Origin of the sequence: Venatoribacter cucullus, assembly GCF_016132445.1 — a bacterium.
GTDB lineage: Bacteria > Pseudomonadota > Gammaproteobacteria > Pseudomonadales > Oceanobacteraceae > Venatoribacter > Venatoribacter cucullus.
Map to the genome: position 1 here is coordinate 2,772,352 of NZ_CP046056.1, position 17,528 is coordinate 2,789,879.

The 17,528-nt window shown below is 59.5% G+C and carries 16 protein-coding genes; 6 read left to right on the forward strand and 10 right to left on the reverse strand.

Going from position 1 to position 17,528, the window contains the following annotated elements; genetic code table 11:
* The first annotated feature begins 128 nt into the window (after positions 1-128).
* On the forward strand, positions 129-1,493 hold the full coding sequence (locus GJQ55_RS13065; RefSeq protein ID WP_228345410.1) for an FG-GAP repeat domain-containing protein: 1,365 nt from the start codon (positions 129-131) through the stop codon (positions 1,491-1,493).
* 3 nt (positions 1,494-1,496) lie between these two features.
* Here GJQ55_RS13065 and GJQ55_RS13070 read toward each other — a convergent pair whose 3' ends face one another.
* From GJQ55_RS13070 to GJQ55_RS13085, 4 genes are all read right to left on the reverse strand, one after another.
* Positions 1,497-2,750, reverse strand: a complete 1,254-nt coding sequence (locus GJQ55_RS13070; RefSeq protein ID WP_228345411.1) for an NAD(P)/FAD-dependent oxidoreductase — start codon at positions 2,748-2,750, stop codon at positions 1,497-1,499.
* Positions 2,751-2,953: 203 nt separating this feature from the next.
* Positions 2,954-3,247, reverse strand: a complete 294-nt coding sequence (locus GJQ55_RS13075; protein ID WP_228345412.1) for a PA4642 family protein — start codon at positions 3,245-3,247, stop codon at positions 2,954-2,956.
* Between the two features lie 69 nt (positions 3,248-3,316).
* Entirely contained in the window at positions 3,317-3,988 is a 672-nt protein-coding gene (gene trmB, locus GJQ55_RS13080) for a tRNA (guanosine(46)-N7)-methyltransferase TrmB (RefSeq protein WP_228346796.1), read from the reverse strand.
* Between the two features lie 65 nt (positions 3,989-4,053).
* A complete protein-coding gene (locus GJQ55_RS13085) occupies positions 4,054-4,455 on the reverse strand; it encodes a DUF423 domain-containing protein (RefSeq protein WP_228345413.1) in 402 nt (133 codons plus the stop codon).
* Between the two features lie 158 nt (positions 4,456-4,613).
* On the opposite strand from GJQ55_RS13085, the gene ubiD reads away from it, so the two are divergent.
* The 4 genes from ubiD (at position 4,614) to GJQ55_RS13105 (ending at position 9,568) form a co-directional block, all read left to right on the forward strand.
* Positions 4,614-6,077 (forward strand): 4-hydroxy-3-polyprenylbenzoate decarboxylase, encoded by a 1,464-nt coding sequence (ubiD, locus tag GJQ55_RS13090; protein WP_228345414.1) that lies wholly within the window; start codon positions 4,614-4,616, stop codon positions 6,075-6,077.
* On the forward strand, positions 6,074-7,117 hold the full coding sequence (locus tag GJQ55_RS13095) for a 2Fe-2S iron-sulfur cluster-binding protein (RefSeq protein ID WP_228345415.1): 1,044 nt from the start codon (positions 6,074-6,076) through the stop codon (positions 7,115-7,117). The genes ubiD and GJQ55_RS13095 overlap by 4 nt, the downstream gene beginning before the upstream one ends.
* 19 nt (positions 7,118-7,136) lie before the next feature.
* Positions 7,137-7,970, forward strand: coding sequence for a mechanosensitive ion channel family protein (locus tag GJQ55_RS13100; RefSeq protein WP_228345416.1), 834 nt, complete (start codon positions 7,137-7,139; stop codon positions 7,968-7,970).
* Positions 7,971-8,284: 314 nt separating this feature from the next.
* On the forward strand, positions 8,285-9,568 hold the full coding sequence (locus GJQ55_RS13105) for an ABC transporter substrate-binding protein (protein WP_228345417.1): 1,284 nt from the start codon (positions 8,285-8,287) through the stop codon (positions 9,566-9,568).
* 96 nt (positions 9,569-9,664) lie between these two features.
* Here GJQ55_RS13105 and GJQ55_RS13110 read toward each other — a convergent pair whose 3' ends face one another.
* The 6 genes from GJQ55_RS13110 to GJQ55_RS13135 form a co-directional block, all read right to left on the reverse strand.
* On the reverse strand, positions 9,665-10,855 hold the full coding sequence (locus GJQ55_RS13110) for a heme biosynthesis HemY N-terminal domain-containing protein (protein WP_228345418.1): 1,191 nt from the start codon (positions 10,853-10,855) through the stop codon (positions 9,665-9,667).
* The gene (locus tag GJQ55_RS13115) at positions 10,852-12,012 is read right to left on the reverse strand and encodes a uroporphyrinogen-III C-methyltransferase (RefSeq protein ID WP_228345419.1); all 1,161 of its coding nucleotides are present in this window, start codon (positions 12,010-12,012) and stop codon (positions 10,852-10,854) included. Before GJQ55_RS13115 ends, GJQ55_RS13110 begins: the two co-directional genes overlap by 4 nt.
* Positions 12,013-12,065: 53 nt before the next feature.
* Positions 12,066-12,818, reverse strand: a complete 753-nt coding sequence (locus tag GJQ55_RS13120; RefSeq protein ID WP_228345420.1) for a uroporphyrinogen-III synthase — start codon at positions 12,816-12,818, stop codon at positions 12,066-12,068.
* Positions 12,818-13,771, reverse strand: a complete 954-nt coding sequence (gene hemC / locus GJQ55_RS13125; protein ID WP_228345421.1) for a hydroxymethylbilane synthase — start codon at positions 13,769-13,771, stop codon at positions 12,818-12,820. Before hemC ends, GJQ55_RS13120 begins: the two co-directional genes overlap by 1 nt.
* 239 nt (positions 13,772-14,010) lie before the next feature.
* Positions 14,011-14,736, reverse strand: a complete 726-nt coding sequence (locus GJQ55_RS13130; protein ID WP_228345422.1) for a LytR/AlgR family response regulator transcription factor — start codon at positions 14,734-14,736, stop codon at positions 14,011-14,013.
* Between the two features lies 1 nt (position 14,737).
* Entirely contained in the window at positions 14,738-15,799 is a 1,062-nt protein-coding gene (locus GJQ55_RS13135; protein ID WP_228345423.1) for a sensor histidine kinase, read from the reverse strand.
* A gap of 153 nt (positions 15,800-15,952) precedes the next feature.
* Between GJQ55_RS13135 and argH the strand changes: the two genes are divergently transcribed.
* On the forward strand, positions 15,953-17,359 hold the full coding sequence (gene argH, locus GJQ55_RS13140; protein WP_228345424.1) for an argininosuccinate lyase: 1,407 nt from the start codon (positions 15,953-15,955) through the stop codon (positions 17,357-17,359).
* Positions 17,360-17,528 lie beyond the last annotated feature (169 nt).

Here is a 17,528-nt window from a genome sequence, read left to right on the forward strand (position 1 = left end):
CGGCAGCGCTACCGGTGCGCACGGCCTGACTGCCAGCTGTGTCTTTTTGCCGCAGAGCGGAGCGGCCTCAAGCAACAGACGCTTATGCCGATACAGAAAACATCTGTTCGTTAAATGAGTGGTCAGTAATGCATATCCAACGCTCTGCCGTGCAACTCAGCAGTCTGCAGCAACAGGCCACGCTGGCCAGCCGGGTGCGTTCCGCCAGCGTGACGGAAACCACCAACGGCAATAACACCCGGGGCGCCGAGCTGCAGCTGAGCCGCGAAACCCGCGAACAACAGGCCCTGCAGAGCAGCAGCCAGGTGAGCCTTGGCGATGAGCAAACCCGCTACCACAGCCAGCAGTTTCTGGCCCAGCAACTGACTGAATCGGTCACCAATCTGAAAGTGGATATCAGCAAACTGCATTCCCAGGTACAGGAAGACCGTAATGGCGTGCGCGTGGAAATCCGCCAGATCACCGAAGTGGAAAGCGCCCAGCAACTGAGTTTTGAAGCCCTCGGGCAGGTGGAAACCAGCGATGGCCGGCGTATCGACTTTATGCTGGCACTGGATCTCAGCCGCTATCAGAAAGAAGAACAATCGGCGCTGTTTCGCGGCAACGTGAAACTGGTGGACCCGTTAATGATCAACCTGGACGGCGAGCCCATCGCCCTCAGCGACCAGACCTTTGATTTTGATCTGAACAGCGATGGCGACACCGAAGCCATTGCCCAGACCGCGCGCGGCACCGGCTACCTGGCCTTCGACCGCAACGGCAACGGCAAAATTGACGACGGCAGCGAACTGTTCGGCCCGCAAACCGGGCAGGGCTTTGCCGAACTGGCGGCCTACGATGAAGATGGCAATGGCTGGATCGACAGCAACGACAGCCTGTTTCCGCAGCTGAGCCTGCTGATGTTTGAAAAGGGCGAACCCATGCTGATGTCCGCCGCCGACGCCGGACTGGGCGCACTGTATCTGGGCAGTGCCAGCGCCAACTACAGCCTGCTGGACAGCGCTGGCGAGGTACAGGGCAGCATCCGCAACAGCGGCGTAGCGCTGAGCGAAAACGGCAACGTGCTGCTACTGCAGGAAGTGCATTTAAAGGTGGAAAACCAGCCCGACGCCGGGTCGGATAAGCTGCAGACGAACCTCTGGCCCATCAACCGTACGCCGGTGCTGAGCATTGCGGCTAATGCGGAAGTCGGGCAGATGATCGGCTCCCGTATCAGCAGCCTGAACCTGCAGCAATGGGTAGCCGAGAGCATGAATGGTTTTAATCTGGCCGACCACCGCGGGCCGGATTTACCGCAGCAATACTGGGCCAGCGTACCGGACACCATGCAGCGACCGGATGAACCACGGACCCTGAACACCAGCCCGCAAGACACCGATGGACAGCTGCAGATGCTGCGCGCCACCATCGAAACCCTGCGCGCCATGCGCCAGCAAGCCAGCGCCGGCCCGTTGCATCAATATCAGCATATTGGTCGCTTCGGGCCGCGCTGAAACTCAGGCCTTAACGGCTTTTGGCAGCTGCTCGGCAAACTCGCGTTTCTGGTGGGTTTCACGCAGGTTGCGGCCTTTCAGCAGCAGATTCCAGTAAAACCAGGGCAGGAACGAACGCTTTAACCAGCCATAAAAGCGGCGCGGAATACGCGAGTCCAGCGGCAGCGTGGTGGAAATCACACCGCCATAAGTGAACTCAGCCAGCAGCACTTTGTTGCGCGACGTAGTCAGCGGGCAGGCAGCATAACCGTCGTACTGCGCGGCAAGCTCCTGCTGCGCACGCGCGCTCAGCAGGTTCGCCACCAGCACCGGCACCTGGCTTTTAATCGCGGCGGCGGTTTTGCTGTTCGGCGTGGAAGTGCAGTCGCCCAGACCAAACACATTGGCGTAACGGGCGTGGCGCAACGTCTGCTGATTCACGTCCAGCCAGCCCTCGGCGTTGGCCAGCGCACTGGTGCGGATAAAGTCCGGCGCGCTTTGCGGCGGCACCACGTGCAGCAGATCGAACGCCACTTCCTCGCGTACTTTTTCGCCGTCTTTGCTGATTTCAAACACGGCAATTTTTTCTTCGCCGCGCACTTCCACCAGCGTTTGGGTGAAGCGCGCATCGGCCTCATAAGACGCCATAATCTGATTCAGTGCCTTGGCATAAAACGGCACCCCGAATACTGCCGGCGCGCCGGTACGGAACTGCAGACTGTTCACCTGAACACCCTGCTGACGCCAGTAATCGGCGGATAAATACAGCGCCTTCTGCGGCGCACCCGGGCATTTCACCGCCCCGGCCGGCTGCGTGAAAATAGCGGTGCCGCCCTTAAATTGCTGGACCAGTTCCCAGGTGTAGGGCGCCAGATCGTAGCGGTAATTGCTGGTCACGCCATTTTTACCCAGCGTTTCCGGCAAGCCCTTAATGGCTGCCCAGTTAATCTGAATACCGGCCGCCAGCACCAGCTGGTCGTAACCGATGACATCACCATTACCCAGTAGTAACTGATTATCGTCGGCGCGTACCTCGGCCACCGCCTGCGCAATGTGCGTCACCCCGGCTGGCAGCACCGAACTGAACGGCCGCTGCGTAGCTTCGGCTTTATACGTACCGCCGCCCACCAGCGTCCAGGCCGGCTGGTAATAATGAAACTGCGCTGGCTCAACAATGGCCACATCCAGCTCTGGCTGCGTGCGGCGCAATTTGGCCGCCACACTGATACCTGCTGTGCCACCACCAACAATCACCACACTGTGCTTCTGAACTGACATAACCCACCCCACGCACGAATAAAAAAGCAGCTTTTATGCTGCGAACGGAGAAGATTCTAGGAAAAGGCAGACCGAACAAAAAGGAATATAAAAGAATATCTATATGCAATTTACTGATATTAAGAATTCTGCCTTACTGCAGAATCCGATGCTGGTTTAAACCCATCACAGCTGATGGGCTTAAACCGCAAAATCAGAGCGGATTACTCCGCTCCGGCAGCGCGCAGCGCAGCGGCGTAAGGTTCACCTTTAGCGTGGCTGGCAATGGTTTGCAGCAGGGTTACGCCGTCGGCGTTTTTGGCGTTCAGGTTGTGGCCTTCTGCTTTAAACAGTTCCACGTAGTCGGCGAATACGTCCGGCAGCATGTGGCGGTAGGCGCGAATGGCGGCGACGTAGTCGGCATCGCTGCCGTCGTAGCTGTCGGCGTGCAGAAATTCGCGCAGCATGTCTTCGGTCCACTCACCGCCGAATACTTTTTCTTTGTCTTTCTTTTGCATGATGTTCTCCTTTTAAAACCAGAAGCCAGAAGCCTATACAATGATCGCTCGGCGAGGCCTGCAACGCAGTTAGCTTACCGTTTTGCGGTACATTAAATCCCACACCCCATGCCCCAGCCTCTCACCCCGGTTTTCAAACTTGGTCAGCGGGCGGTGCTCGGGGCGCGGTACGCAATTACCAATACCGGCAATATTTTCATAGCCTTCGGCCACGTCCATCACTTCCAGCATGTGTTCTTTGTACTGCTCCCAGTCGGTGGCCAGATGAAAAATACCGCCCGGTTTTAAAACACGGCGGATGGTCTGGGCAAAGGCCGGTTGCACAATGCGGCGCTTGTGGTGTTTTTTCTTGTGCCAGGGGTCGGGGAAAAACAGCTGCACGGTATCGATGCTGTTGTCGGGCAACAGCTTCAGCACTTCAATGGCGTCTTCTTTATAAGTACGCAAATTAGTAACACCGGCTTCTTCAGCCAGATGCAGCAGCGAACCCACGCCGGGCAGGTGCACTTCCACACCAATAAAATCTTTTTCCGGCGCGGCAGCCGCCATGGCCACCAGCGACTGGCCCATGCCGTAGCCGATTTCCAGCACCACATGGCTGTCGCGGCCAAACACCTGCACCGGGTTAATTGGCCCCTGCGCCAGTTCCAGGCCCATTACCGGCCATTGGTGATCGAGTGCGCCCTGCTGACCTTTGGTTAAACGGCCGGCGCGGATCACAAAGCTTTTAATGGCGCGCATGTATTTGGGTTGTTCCGGAGTTTCACCGGCCGGGCTGCTGCCGGGCTTGAGTTCGTCGCTCACAATCATTCCTGCTCAGAGGGTTTAAGAGTGCTGGCGGCCAGCACCAGGCCGAACCAGCCCATCAGCCAGCTCAGTCCGCCAAAGGGGGTTACGATACCCAGCGCCCGCATATCGGTAATGGCCATGCTGTACAGGCTGCCGCTGAATAGCACCAGGCCCAGCACCATCATCAGGCCGGTGCGGCGCAGCCAGCGGCTGCACGAGTCGTTGGGGCTGATCTGCAACCATACCGACACACCCAGCAAGGCCACGGCATGCACCAGATGGTATTGCACGGCGGTGGTCCACCAGCCCAGCTGTTGCGGGTTAAGGCTGCCTTTCAGGCCGTGGGCACCGAAGGCGCCCAGCGCCACCGCGCTGAAGCCGGCGATGGCGGCGATGATTAACAGGTGTTTGCCTTGCATAACGGCTCCGGTTCCGGGGTTAATAGCGGGCGCTTTGCGCATACGGCGCGCGATTATAAAGGAGCCGGGCAGGCAGGTCACTTGTACAGGTTTTGCAGCAGTTTCCGGCACCGGCTGCTATCATAGCGCCCATCTATCGTTGGCCCGTGGAACTACCCGTGAAATACACCGACCTGCGTGACTTTATCGACATGCTGGAAAAGCGCGGCGAGCTGAAACGCATCCGTCGCCCGGTCGACCCACATCTGGAAATGACCGAAATCGCCGACCGCGTGCTGCGCGCCGGCGGCCCTGCCTTGCTGTTTGAAAACCCCAAAGGCTACCGCATGCCGGTGCTGGCCAACCTGTTTGGTACACCCGAGCGGGTGGCCATGGGCATGGGCGAAGAATCGGTGGAAGCGCTGCGCGATGTGGGCAAGCTGCTGGCGTTTCTGAAAGAACCCGAGCCGCCCAAGGGCATGAAAGACGCCTGGGAAAAGCTGCCGATTTTCAAAAAAGTGCTGGCCATGGGGCCGAAGGAAGTCCGTAAGGCGCCCTGTCAGGATGTGGTGCTGGAAGGCGACGATGTGGATTTAAGCCAAATCCCGGTGCAGCACTGCTGGCCTGGCGATGCCGGCCCGCTGATTACCTGGCCGCTGGTGATAACCAAAGGCCCGCACAAAGACCGCCATAACCTCGGTATTTATCGCCAGCAGGTGATCGGCAAAAACAAACTGATTATGCGCTGGCTCAGCCATCGTGGCGGCGCGCTGGATTTCCGCGAATGGCAGCTGGCGCATCCGGGTGAGCCGTTTCCGGTATCCGTGGCGCTCGGTGCCGACCCGGCCACCATTCTGGGCGCGGTCACGCCAGTGCCGGATACCCTCAGCGAATACGCCTTTGCCGGCCTGCTGCGCGACAGCAAAACCGAGCTGGTGAAAAGCATCGGCAACGACCTGCTGGTACCGGCCAGTGCTGAAATTGTGCTGGAAGGGGTGATCCACCCCGGCGAAATGGCCCCCGAAGGCCCGTTCGGTGACCACACCGGTTATTACAACGAGGTGGATAACTTCCCGGTATTTACCGTGGAACGCATCACCCATCGTAAAAACCCGATTTACCACAGCACCTACACCGGTCGCCCGCCGGATGAGCCGGCCATTTTAGGCGTGGCGCTGAATGAAGTCTTTGTGCCGATTCTGCAGAAGCAGTTTCCGGAAATTGTCGATTTCTATCTGCCGCCGGAAGGCTGTTCCTACCGTATGGCGGTGGTGAGCATGAAGAAGCAGTACCCGGGCCATGCCAAGCGCGTAATGATGGGGGTGTGGTCGTTCCTGCGTCAGTTTATGTACACCAAGTTTGTGATTGTGGTGGACGACGACGTGAACACGCGCAGCTGGGAAGACGTGATCTGGGCCATCACCACGCGCATGGACCCGGCCCGCGACACCACATTGATTGAAAACACGCCCATCGACTACCTGGATTTCGCCTCGCCGGTATCGGGTTTAGGCTCGAAAATGGGGATGGACGCCACCAACAAATGGCCGGGTGAAACCAGCCGTGAGTGGGGCACCCCCATTGTTATGGACTCCGAAGTGAAAGCACGGGTCGATGCCATGTGGGACGAGCTGGGCCTGTGAGCACGCATACAGTTACCTTTCAGCCTGCCGGCGTGCAGATTCAGTGCCGCGAAGATCAGAGCATTGCCGACGCGGCCGAAGAGCAGGGCGTAACGCTGTTTATCGGCTGCGACAACGGCGTCTGCGAAGTGTGCAAAGCTGACCGCCTGAGCGGATCGTTCCGTTTCCGCAACGCTCTGGGCCAGACCATACTTGAGCAGGATGATCAGGTATTATGCTGCGTTGCTCACCCGCTAACCGATACTGAGATTTATATGGAAGACGTTTACCCCGCCGACCACCTGCCACCCCGCACCCTGGCCTGCCAGATTACGGCGGTAGAATTGCTGGGTGATAACGTCTGGCGGGTTGAGCTGCTGGCGCCGGCCGGCAAGGCCATTGAGTTTTGGCCTGGCCAGTACCTGCTGCTGCACATTACCGATGCTCAGGGCCGCGAAGAACAGGTGCCCTATTCCATCGCCTGTGCGCCGGGCAGCCTCACCGGTGGTGATCCCCGGCGGCTGGAACTGCATATTGCCGACCACAGTGACAACGCCAGCCAGGTGCTGGCGTTTCTGCGCCAGGCGGTGGTGGTGCGGGTAACGCTGCCGCAGGGCGATTGCTTTATCAGCCCGCGGATTCTGCAACAACACCGTGGCCAGCCACTGCTGATGATTGCTGCCGGCAGCGGCTTTTCGCAGATCAAAAGTCTGGTGGAAGGCGCCCTGGCCATTAATCCGCAGCAGGAAATTCACCTGTATTGGTCAAACCGCCAGCCCGGAGGCTTCTATTTAAGCCAATTACCGCTGCAATGGGCGCAACAATTTGCCAATGTGCATTACCACCCTATTATCGAGCAGCACAGCAATGGCTGGGATGGCCGCGCCGGCTGGATTTATCAGGTGATTCATGAAGATTTCACCAACCTGAGCCATACACAGGTGTACGCCTGCGGCTCACCGAATATGGTGTATGGCACCCTCGACCAATTGGCCCCGCTGGGCTTAACCCAAAAAAATATGCACGCGGATGTATTTTCCTACGCCCCGCGCAGTGAATAACCAACCACAGGAGTGACCCATGGATATGAACCTGAATGAACTGACCGTGAACAGTCAGATGCTGATCGAAACCTACCTGCTGCCCTGGGGCACCAAGCTGCTGCTGGCCCTGCTGATTTTTATTGTGGGTCGCATGGTGGCGCGGCTGATCGCCCGCGGCGTGGGCAAAGCCCTCACCAGTGCACATCTCGATCCGATTCTGGTCAACTTCGCCGGTGCCGTGGTGAATACCGCGCTGTTGGTGCTGGTCATTATCTTCGCCCTGTCGCAGCTGGGGCTGGATACCACCTCACTGGTCGCTCTGGTCGGTGCCGCCGGTCTGGCCGTTGGTCTGGCGCTGAAAGATTCCCTCGCCCACTTTGCCGCCGGCGTCATGCTGATTGTGTTCCGTCCGTTCAAGCTGGGTGACTACGTTGAAGTCGGCGGCGTCGCCGGCTCGGTGGATAAAATCAGCATTTTCAGCACCCGCCTGAAAACCCCGGACAACAAAGTGGTGACCGTGCCGAACGGTAATATTTTCGGCAACACCATGACCAACTATTCCGAAGAAAGTACCCGCCGCATCGACCTGGTGGTGAGCATCAGCTACGGCAGCGACCTGCTGAAAGCCAAACACCTGCTGGATGACATCGTCGGCAGCCACGATAAAGTGCTGAAAGACCCAGCCTACCGCATCGCCGTTTCTGAACTGGCCGACTCCTCGGTGAATTTTATTGTGCGCCCCTGGGTGAACGCTGCCGACTACTGGGATGTGCGCTTCGAACTGCTGGAAACCATCAAACTGCGCTTCGATGCCGAAGGCATTGAAATTCCGCTCCCACAAATGGCCCTGCATATCAATAAGCCGGAATAATTATTCGCCCACCCGGCAGCCGCTGGGCTATGGTTAAGCGGCTGGAATCGCAGTTATGCGGTTCCGGCCACACAACCACAGAATTCTTTACGGTACCTGCATGCTGACGCCCCTTCTGCAACGCTTACCCGCGCCGGCCCGACCTTTTCTTCTCCCTGCTTTGCTGTTTATCAGCCTCATTGCCCTGGCTGACCTGTTTCTTTCATCACAACCCTGACCTGAATCAAGGCGTGGCAGGTCTATCCGACTAATAGACTAAAGCCAGCCAACCCCTCCCTGTGGATGATGGCCAACCCCCCACAAGGAGAGTTGTTATGCATGCTGCTGTTGTTCGCACTGTTGCCCGGTCAGCCGCCACACTGCTGCTGTTGACCTTCCCTTTTCTGAGCGCCGTGCAGGCTGCTCCTGCCGGTGAAAGCATTAAACTGGGGCTGAATTACCCGGCCACCGGTCGTTACAAAGAAGAAGGCATTGCCCAGGCGCAAGGCGCATTAATGGCCATTGAAGAAATCAACGCCGCCGGCGGTGTGCTGGGCCGGCCGCTGGAACTGCTAACCGCCAATACGGCTTCTGACCCGGCCAAAGCGGTGGAAAACGTGAAGGCACTGGCCAAACAGGGCGCCGCTATGCTGTTTGGCGGCTCCTCCAGTGCGGTGGCCGTTGAAGCCGGCAAAGAAGCCGCCCGCCACCAGCTGCTTTATTTCGGCACTCTCACCTACGCCAACGAAACCACCGTGGCCGATGGCCACCGCCATATGTTCCGCGAAACCTACAACGCCCACATGGCCGCCAAAGCACTGGGGGCATACCTGAATGAGCGTCTGCAGGGGAAGAAATTCTTCTATATGACCGCCGATTACAACTGGGGCTGGTCGAGCGAAACCTCACTGCGTAATTACACCGGCACCACCGATGTGAACCAGCACCCCGGCACTCTGGTGGCCTATCCGCGCCCGCGGGAAAACGATATGCGCAACGCGCTGGAGCTGGCGGTAAAAGCCGGTGCCGACGTGCTGATGCTGATTCAGTTTGGTGACGATATGGCGCTGGCCCTGCGCACCATCCACAGCATGGGCCTGCAGGACAAACTGACCATTGTGGTACCCAACCTGACGCTGGCGATGGCCAAGACGGCCGGCTCCGGCATTCTGGAAGGCGTTATTGGTGCCGCACCCTGGAGCTGGCAGGTGCCTTACCGCTACGGTTACGAACAGGGCAAAGCCTTTGTGGAAAAGTTTGTGCGCCTTAACGCCACCTACCCGACCAGTTCCGCCGCTTCCGCCTACAGCATTGTGTACCAGTTTAAAGACGCCGCCGAACGGGCCGGTTCACTGGATACCAACCGTCTGATCAAAGCACTGGAAGGGCATAAGTACAGCCTGCTGAAAGACGAACAGGAATGGCGCGCGCTGGATCACCAGAATGTACAAAGCGTGTACGTGGTGCGCAGCCGCACCCGCGAAGAGATTCTGCAAAGCCACCTGCGCGAAGATTTCTTTGAAATTCTGCTGCGGCTGGACGGTAAAGACACGGTACAAACCCCGGATGAATGGCGGGCAGAACGCCGCGCCGTGGGAGCGCCACTGACGTTGCAGTAATGCGTTATCGTTCAAGGTTGGGCGTTCAAAGTTGGGCGTGCATTGGTGTTTAACTCCGGGCACGCTGAACTCTCAACGCCTAACGCTTAACGCCCCTCAGCGCAACGCCAGCCGGAAGTGCTCACAGGCCTGGCTTTCATTACCTTCCGCCAGCCGCACCAGCGCCATTTCGGTGTGCAGCTCCGGCAGGTTACGCAGCCGCAGGCCGGTTTGCAGGTAGTCAGCGGCTTTCTCCAGATCATTCAGGCGTAACGCCAGTTTCCCCAGCACCAGCAACAGCACCGGGTCATTCGGACGCTCGGTCAGCTGTTGCTCGGCAAACAACAGCTGGCGGCTGGTATCTTCGCCGTGCAGGTTGCCGTACAGGATGACCAGGTCATCGTGCCAGACGTATTTAAGCGCCCGGCGCAGTTCCTGTTCAGCCAGACCATCAGCAGGCAGGGCATGCAGCAATTCAATATAACGCTTCACCACCGGCACCGACTCGCGCGCTGAGCGCGGCATATCGCGGTACAGCCGCTTCAGTTCCTGGGCTTGTTGTTCCGGCGCCTGGCCACTGTTGCGGCCGGTGCGTTCCAGTAACTGCAGCTGAATATTCTGCTCCAGCTCGCTGAGCTTATCGGCCGCAATACGGGACGACTTACGCAGTAGCGGCAGCAGTTCGTGCAGGGCCGACCAGTCTTCCAGATCAACATGCAGCTTCACCAGCAGTTTCAGCAGATAAGCATGTCTGGGATGCTGCTGGCGCAGTTTCAGCAATACCGCCAGCGCCTGTTCTTTCTGACCGCGCGAACTGAGCAGCTCGGCCTGATTCAGTCCCACCGCCAGATCAGCTCCTTTGGTGCTGTCACGGGCAGCTTTCAGCCACTCATCAGCGGCATCGTTTTTACCCTGCTCATAGGCGGCACGGGCAGCGGCCAGATAATTGATTAACGGGGTATCAGAATCGTCCGCGCTGAGGGTCAGTAAACGCTCGGCACGACGCCACTGTCCCTGCGCCAGACTCAGCAAACCTTTGGTGGTTTGCCGGCGGGCCCGCTGGTTACGGCGCTGGGCGCGCCATTCGTTAAAACGCCAGTCACTGCCCAGCAGCACCAGTGCTGAGCGCAGCAAGGTATAGAGCAGCAGCATCAGCAACAGGGTTAAACCGGCATACAGCCACAGACTGGTTTCCAGCGTGTAGTTGCCCCAGCTGATCAGCACGTAGCCGCTGTCAAAACCCATCAGGGTGCCGGCCACCAGACCGCCAGCCAGCGTCAGTACCAGCAGCAGTAACCAGGCTCTCATGCCGACTCCTCCACCGGGGCCATGCCGCGGCGCTGCTGCTCTACCCATTGCTGTAATTGCAGCAGCGAGCGGCTGATATCCGGCCGCTCGGGTGCCACCGGCCAGTCCTGCAGTTCCTGCAGCGACTGTTGTACGGCGCGGGTGCGGTCATCTTCGATCAGCAGGTACTGCTGCAACCAGTTCAGCACCCGTTGCAGGCTGTGCCCGTACAGGTCAGCCTGTTCACGCAACAACGCCGCCTGCGCCTGTTCCAGCATCAGGTTCATATTCTGTTGCAGATAGTATTGCTGGTCGGGAGTGAGCGGGGTGGCCACGGCATCGGCACGCTCACGGATACGCACCAGCCCGGTTAAGGCGGTTGTTATCTTATGCCACAGCTGGCCGTACCAGCTGTCCGGCAGTGGTTGCTGTGCTTCGCCCGCCAACAGGTCGGCGCCACTGTCCGGCAATAAGCGATCCGGCAACCAGGGCAGTTGCGGCAGCTGTTGCTGCAACGCCTGTAAGCGCAGAACGGCACCCGTGGCGTCCAGCGCCGGTGCCTGCCGCAGCGCCAGCATATCCTGCGCCAGGGTTTCGCGAATGCGGGTTAAGCCGGGATTACGGGTTTCCACCAGCACCGCATCGGCCGCCTGTAACAGGCTGAGAGCACCGTTCCAGTCACGTTCCAGCTGCAGCCGCTGGTTAGCCAGCCGCAGCAGATACTCGGCTTCCGCCAGCAGCCAGTCCTGCCGCTCAGCGCCGGGCAGCTGCGCCAGCCGGTCGCTGTTGTGCTGCAGCTGTTGCTGCAACTGTTGGTAGCTTTGCTGCTGCGTCTGCAGTTGCTGTTGCAGTTGCGCGATGTCCTGTTGCTGGCGGCGCTCCTGATCCTGTGTGCTGGCAATACGATCACGCAGCACGGCCATGTCGGTCAGCATCTGCTGATGCAGCCGCTGGGCAAACCAGCCGGCAGCGGCCAGCACGCCCAGCAGAATCAGTACCAGTAACAGCCACCACCAGCCAGCACGCCGGGCCGGCGTAGCGGCGGCTTGTTTGGCGGCCTTTGGCTTGTCTGCGGGCTGTTTGTCCGCCGGCTTCTGCTCAGCAGCAGTGGATTCAGGGGCAGGCAGGTTAGCCGGTTCGGCGGCGGCGTTAGAAGGTGTTTTGTTTTCGCTGCTCACTCTGACATTCCTTTTAGTGGCCGCCCGACCGGCGGCAGGTATTTTTTATTGGTTCAGCCTGGCGGCAAACAGGCCAGCATGTGTTCATCACGGGCGCTGGCCGCTACCAGTACCCGGGTAAATCCACGTTCCCGCGCCATGTCGGCACTGCGCTCGGCCGGCAAAATCAGGGCCTGAATGCGCTGCGGCAAATCCGGCACCTGGGCACAAACAATATCCAGTGCCTGGGTACTGCTGAGCATCAGCAGCGGCTTATCCTGCAGGGCGGCTTGCCACTGGTCGGCGCTGTAGTGCTGCTCGCGGCGTTCATACAGCTCTGCATAATCCACCTGGGCACCGCGTTCGCGCAAGACCGAGGCCAGTTTTTCCCGCCCGCCAATGCCACGCCAGAGCAAGACTTTTTGCCCGGCAATGACCTCTGGCTGCAACCCCGGCAGCGCCAGAATGCCTTCGCTGTCGAAGCGTTCCGCCGGGCAGTGTACGGTTAAACGGGCCTGTTCCAGCACCTCGGCGGTACTCGGGCCAACGGCGTAGAATTCGATGCCCAGCGGTGGCTGCGGCCAGTAACGGTCGAGCCATTCCAGCCCGATGGTGGCGGCGTTCACGCTGATAACAATAACCGCACGGTATTCGTCCAGATTCATCAGGCGCGCCCGCAGGCCGGAGGTTGCTGCGGCGTCATCGTCGGCCAGCGGCACGATGTCCATTAACGGCAGATGACGGGTTGCATAACCGCGTTGCTGCAGCGCCTGCAACAATGGCCCGGCCTGCTCAGCCGGGCGGGTAACAATCACCGCCGGTTGCATTATTTCACTTCGTGGCCGTAAACGGCGCTGAGAATGGCACCGGCACCCTGGGCCAGCAGATGCTCAGCGGCGTCAATGCCCATGGCTTCTGCCTCGCTGGCCAGACCACGACGTTCAGTGCGCAGAATGGTTTGGCCATCGACACTGCCCACCAACCCACGCAGCCACAGCTGCTCGCCGGTACGCTCGGCGTAACAGGCGATGGGCACCTGACAACCGCCCTGCAGGCGGCGGTTCAGCGCCCGCTCGGCCAGCACACAGCTGGCAGTGATGTCATCGTGCAGGGGTTTAATGAGTTCCTGAATCGCACGGTCGTAATCGTTATTACCCACGCGCCACTCAATACCCAGCGCGCCCTGACCACCGGCCGGCAGGGATTGTTCGGCGGGAATAAACGATGCAATGCGATCCTGCATTTCCATGCGCAGCAGGCCGGCGGCGGCCAGAATAATGGCGTCAAATTCACCGGCATCCAGCTTGCTCAGCCGGGTCTGGACGTTGCCGCGCAGGCTTTTGATGATCAGATCCGGGCGTTGCTGCTGGATCTGACACTGGCGGCGCAGGCTGGAGGTACCCACCACCGCGCCCTGCGGCAGTTCTTCAATGGTTTTATAGCGGTTGGAGACAAAGGCATCCTGCGGGTTTTCACGCGCACAGATCACCCCCAGCTCCAGCCCTTCCGGGAACTCCATCGGTACGTCTTTCATGGAATGCACGGCGATGTCGGCGCGGCCATCCAGCATGGCGGCTTCCAGTTCTTTTACGAACAGGCCTTTGCCGCCGATTTTGGCCAGCGGCACATCGAGAATTTTGTCGCCCTGAGTGGTGAAGGTAACCAGCTCAACGGTCAGCTGCGGATACAACGCCAGCAGACGCGCTTTGATGTGTTCAGCCTGCCACATGGCAAGCGGGCTTTTGCGGGTGGCGATGCGGAGCGTGGTTACAGCAGACATGGCTTTCCTTAACGCGAAGTAAATTCAGAGACGCCGGGCATGATAGCAGCGCTGGCCGTGCGGGGGTAATGATGCAGGGCAGATTCGCTGGCGTTGAGGGTTCAGGGTTCGGCGGGTAGTAAAGTTGAGCGTTCAGGGTTGAGGGTTCGGCGTGCTCCGCAGAAAATCCCAACGCCCAACGCCCAACGCCCAACGCCCAACGCCCAACGCCCAACGCCCAACGCCCAACGCCCAACGGGCTACAACCGCCGCAACAGCTGCCGCACTTCCGACAAGTGCCGGCGGCTGACCGGTATCCCCTGCGCATGGCCACGCAGTACCAGCTGATGGCCGCCGGCGGTCAGGGTTTCCAGCCGTTCGATGCGATCCAGCGCCACCAGCGTGCTGCGATGGGCGCGGACAAAGCGGGTGGGGAATTCTTCTTCCAGTTGTTTCAGCGATTCGTCGATCAGGGTTTCACCCTGATCATGCACCACGGTGACGTATTTCTGGTCGGCCTGACAGTACAGGATGTCATCCAGCGGTATCAGCTGCAGGCCATGATAGGTACGGGCCGTCAGGTGATTACGGGCCGCTGCCGGCACCGGGGCCGGGCGCTGTTGCAGCCATTCCTGCGCGCGCTGCAGGGCGCGCGCCAGGTCTTCCGGGCGCACCGGTTTCAGCAGATAGTCGATGGCTTTTACCGCGAAGGCCTGCAGCGCGTGCTCGTCATAGGCGGTGCAGAACACCAGCAGCGGCGGCTGGGGTAATTGCTGCATGGCGGCGGCAGTTTCCAGCCCATTGCGGCCGGGCATCTGAATATCCAGCAACACCAGATCGGCGGGCTGTTGCTGCAACCAGTCCAGGGCGGCATCACCGTGTGTGGCTTCGCCGGCAACACAGAAGGCGTCAAATGGCTGCAACAGCCGTTTCAATCGCTCCCGCGCCAGTGGTTCATCGTCCACCAGTAAAATCCGGTACGTCATTTCAGCTCTCCTTGGCCTCGGTTACTGCTGCCGGCAGCAGCAGATGCGCCTGATATTCTGCCGCGCTGGCGTCCAGTTGCAAGCCGGCCTGCTGCCCCAGCACCGCCAGCCGGGCACGGATGTTGTCATGCGCCATCTGGTTACCCGGCGTACTGCCACTGTGGGCGCGGGAATTAATAATGCTCAGGCGCCAGCGCTCACCCTCAGGCTGCAGCTGAATACGGATATAACCGCCTTCAATCCCGGGCTGGATGCCGTGGTAAACCGCATTTTCCAGCAACGGCTGCAGAATCAGTTGCGGCACGGTCAGTGCCGGCAAGTCGGCCGGCAGTTGCCACTGTACCCGCAGCCGTTGCTCGCCCAGCCGTACCTGCTCAATGGCCAGATACTGACGGCCCAGTTCAATTTCCTGTGCCAGCGGAATCAGGCTGTCATCGTTTTTCAGCACCACCCGGAACAGCTGCGCCAGATCGAGCAGCAGCCGTTCGGCTTTATCCGGATCGACCACGATCAGCGATGCCACAGTATTCAGGGTGTTAAAGAAGAAGTGCGGGCGGATATTGGCCTGCAACGCCGCCAGCCGCGCTTTCAGTTCGGCCTGGGTTTTCTGCCGCCACTGGCTGCGCACATAGAAATAGCGCATCGCCATGGCACCGAAAATAAGGCTGACGATGATATTGCGCAGTACCCATTGCCAGTCGATCCGGCCTTCGGCCAGCGGCCACAACAGTTCGCCGGTGACGCTGACCAGCAGCGTCACCAGCATAATCACCAGCAGCGCCAGCAAGGCGGCGGCACTTTCGTGCAGGCGCAGCAACCAGTGTCGTGACTGGCACAGGGCCGCCACCGACAGCAGGCACACCCACTGCACAAAGAACGACAGAATACTGAAGCGCGGCCAGGAAAAGTTATCCAGCCCCATTTCCAGCAGGCTTAACGCCAGCACCAGTGCTTCACTGACCGCCAGTAAAATCAGCACCGCCCGGGCATTGCACAGGTCGGGCAGAAAAAAAGCATTCAGGCGGGCCTGCTCAGCCTGGCGCAGAGGGTGCGGTTCCGACACGGCGTGATCCATTCAGAAGGAAAGGGGCAGTCTGCTGTGCGCCGTGCCCTTCGGCAAGTACCCGCCGTGCAATTTGGTGCGATACAGGACAGGCTGGCCGGCAGGTGGTTATAATCTGCGCCATTTCGTTCTCTGCACCCGTCTGAGGTCTTCATGTCTGATTCCAATAACGCCACCAACTCTGCCTGGGGCGGTCGTTTTTCTGAACCCACCGATGCCTTTGTGGCCCGCTACACCGCCTCAGTCAATTTCGACAAGCGCATGTACCGGCAGGATATTCAGGGCTCCGTCGCCCACGCCAAAATGCTGGCCAAAGTCGGCGTGCTGACGGCGCAGGAGCGCGATGACATTATCCGTGGTCTGGAAGAAGTGCGGATCGAGATTGAACGCGGTGAATTCGAATGGTCGGTGGCGCTGGAAGATGTGCATATGAACATCGAAGCGGCACTGACCAAAAAGATCGGCATTACCGGCAAGAAACTGCACACCGGCCGTTCGCGCAACGATCAGGTGGCCACCGATATCCGTCTGTACCTGCGCGACGAAACAGACACTATTTGCGCCGAACTGACCCGTTTACAGCAAGGTCTGGTGGAACTGGCTGAGCAAGAAGCCGACACCATTATGCCGGGCTTCACCCACCTGCAAACCGCTCAGCCGGTAACCTTTGGCCATCACCTGCTGGCCTGGAACGCCATGCTGGAGCGCGATTTTGCCCGTCTGCAGGACTGCCGCAAGCGCATTAACCAGCTGCCGCTGGGCGCGGCCGCACTGGCCGGTACTACTTACCCGATTGACCGTCATTACACCGCCGAGCTGCTGGGCTTTGACGCGCCGACCGAAAACAGCCTGGATTCCGTCTCCGACCGTGACTTTGCCATCGAATTTACCAGCGCCGGCGCGCTGATCATGATGCACCTGTCACGCTTCTCGGAAGAGCTGGTGCTGTGGGCCTCAGCGCAGTTCCGCTTTGTCGATCTGCCCGACCGTTTCTGCACCGGCTCCAGCATCATGCCGCAGAAGAAAAACCCCGACGTGCCTGAGCTGGTACGTGGCAAAACCGGCCGTGTGTACGGTCACCTGATGGGGCTGCTGACGCTGATGAAATCCCAGCCGCTGGCCTACAACAAAGATAATCAGGAAGACAAAGAACCGCTGTTCGACACTGTCGACACCCTGCGCGACAGCCTACGCGCCTTCGCCGATATGGTGCCGCACCTGATGGCGCGCAAAGACGATATGCGCGAAGCCGCCAAACGCGGTTTCTCTACCGCCACCGATCTGGCCGATTACTTAGTGCGCAAAGGTATTCCGTTCCGTGATGCCCATGAAATCGTCGGTAAGTCCGTGGCTTATGGCGTGCAGACCGGCAAAGACCTGAGCGAAATGTCACTGGCAGAACTGCAGCAGTTCTCTGGCGAAATCACGGCTGAGGTCTTTGATGTACTGACGCTGGAAGGCTCGGTAGCCGCCCGTAACCACATCGGTGGCACCGCCCCGGAACAGGTACGCGCCGCGGCTGCCCGCGCCCGTACCGCCCTGGCGCAACGTCAGGACTGATAACCTTTGCCTTACCCCGGCATCTGCCCCAGATGCCGGGTTCCCGCTCCCCTCAGCCTCCCTGATAACAAATTCATCTGTCAGCAATGGACAAAGCTGATAATGATCAAGTGCGCATCCTGCGCCAGCTGCTACCCTTTGTGGCTTATTCCCTGATACGTATTTTTTG

What these genes read in the sequence shown, in the direction of transcription:
- GJQ55_RS13065 (WP_228345410.1), top strand. Translation starts at nt 129, where the DNA reads ATGCATATCCAACGCTCTGCCGTGCAACTCAGCAGTCTGCAGCAACAG.
- GJQ55_RS13070 (WP_228345411.1), bottom strand. Translation starts at nt 2,750, where the DNA reads ATGTCAGTTCAGAAGCACAGTGTGGTGATTGTTGGTGGTGGCACAGCA.
- GJQ55_RS13075 (WP_228345412.1), bottom strand. Translation starts at nt 3,247, where the DNA reads ATGCAAAAGAAAGACAAAGAAAAAGTATTCGGCGGTGAGTGGACCGAA.
- trmB (WP_228346796.1), bottom strand. Translation starts at nt 3,988, where the DNA reads ATGCGCGCCATTAAAAGCTTTGTGATCCGCGCCGGCCGTTTAACCAAA.
- GJQ55_RS13085 (WP_228345413.1), bottom strand. Translation starts at nt 4,455, where the DNA reads ATGCAAGGCAAACACCTGTTAATCATCGCCGCCATCGCCGGCTTCAGC.
- GJQ55_RS13100 (WP_228345416.1), top strand. Translation starts at nt 7,137, where the DNA reads ATGGATATGAACCTGAATGAACTGACCGTGAACAGTCAGATGCTGATC.
- GJQ55_RS13105 (WP_228345417.1), top strand. Translation starts at nt 8,285, where the DNA reads ATGCATGCTGCTGTTGTTCGCACTGTTGCCCGGTCAGCCGCCACACTG.
- GJQ55_RS13110 (WP_228345418.1), bottom strand. Translation starts at nt 10,855, where the DNA reads ATGAGAGCCTGGTTACTGCTGCTGGTACTGACGCTGGCTGGCGGTCTG.
- GJQ55_RS13120 (WP_228345420.1), bottom strand. Translation starts at nt 12,818, where the DNA reads ATGCAACCGGCGGTGATTGTTACCCGCCCGGCTGAGCAGGCCGGGCCA.
- hemC (WP_228345421.1), bottom strand. Translation starts at nt 13,771, where the DNA reads ATGTCTGCTGTAACCACGCTCCGCATCGCCACCCGCAAAAGCCCGCTT.
- GJQ55_RS13130 (WP_228345422.1), bottom strand. Translation starts at nt 14,736, where the DNA reads ATGACGTACCGGATTTTACTGGTGGACGATGAACCACTGGCGCGGGAG.
- argH (WP_228345424.1), top strand. Translation starts at nt 15,953, where the DNA reads ATGTCTGATTCCAATAACGCCACCAACTCTGCCTGGGGCGGTCGTTTT.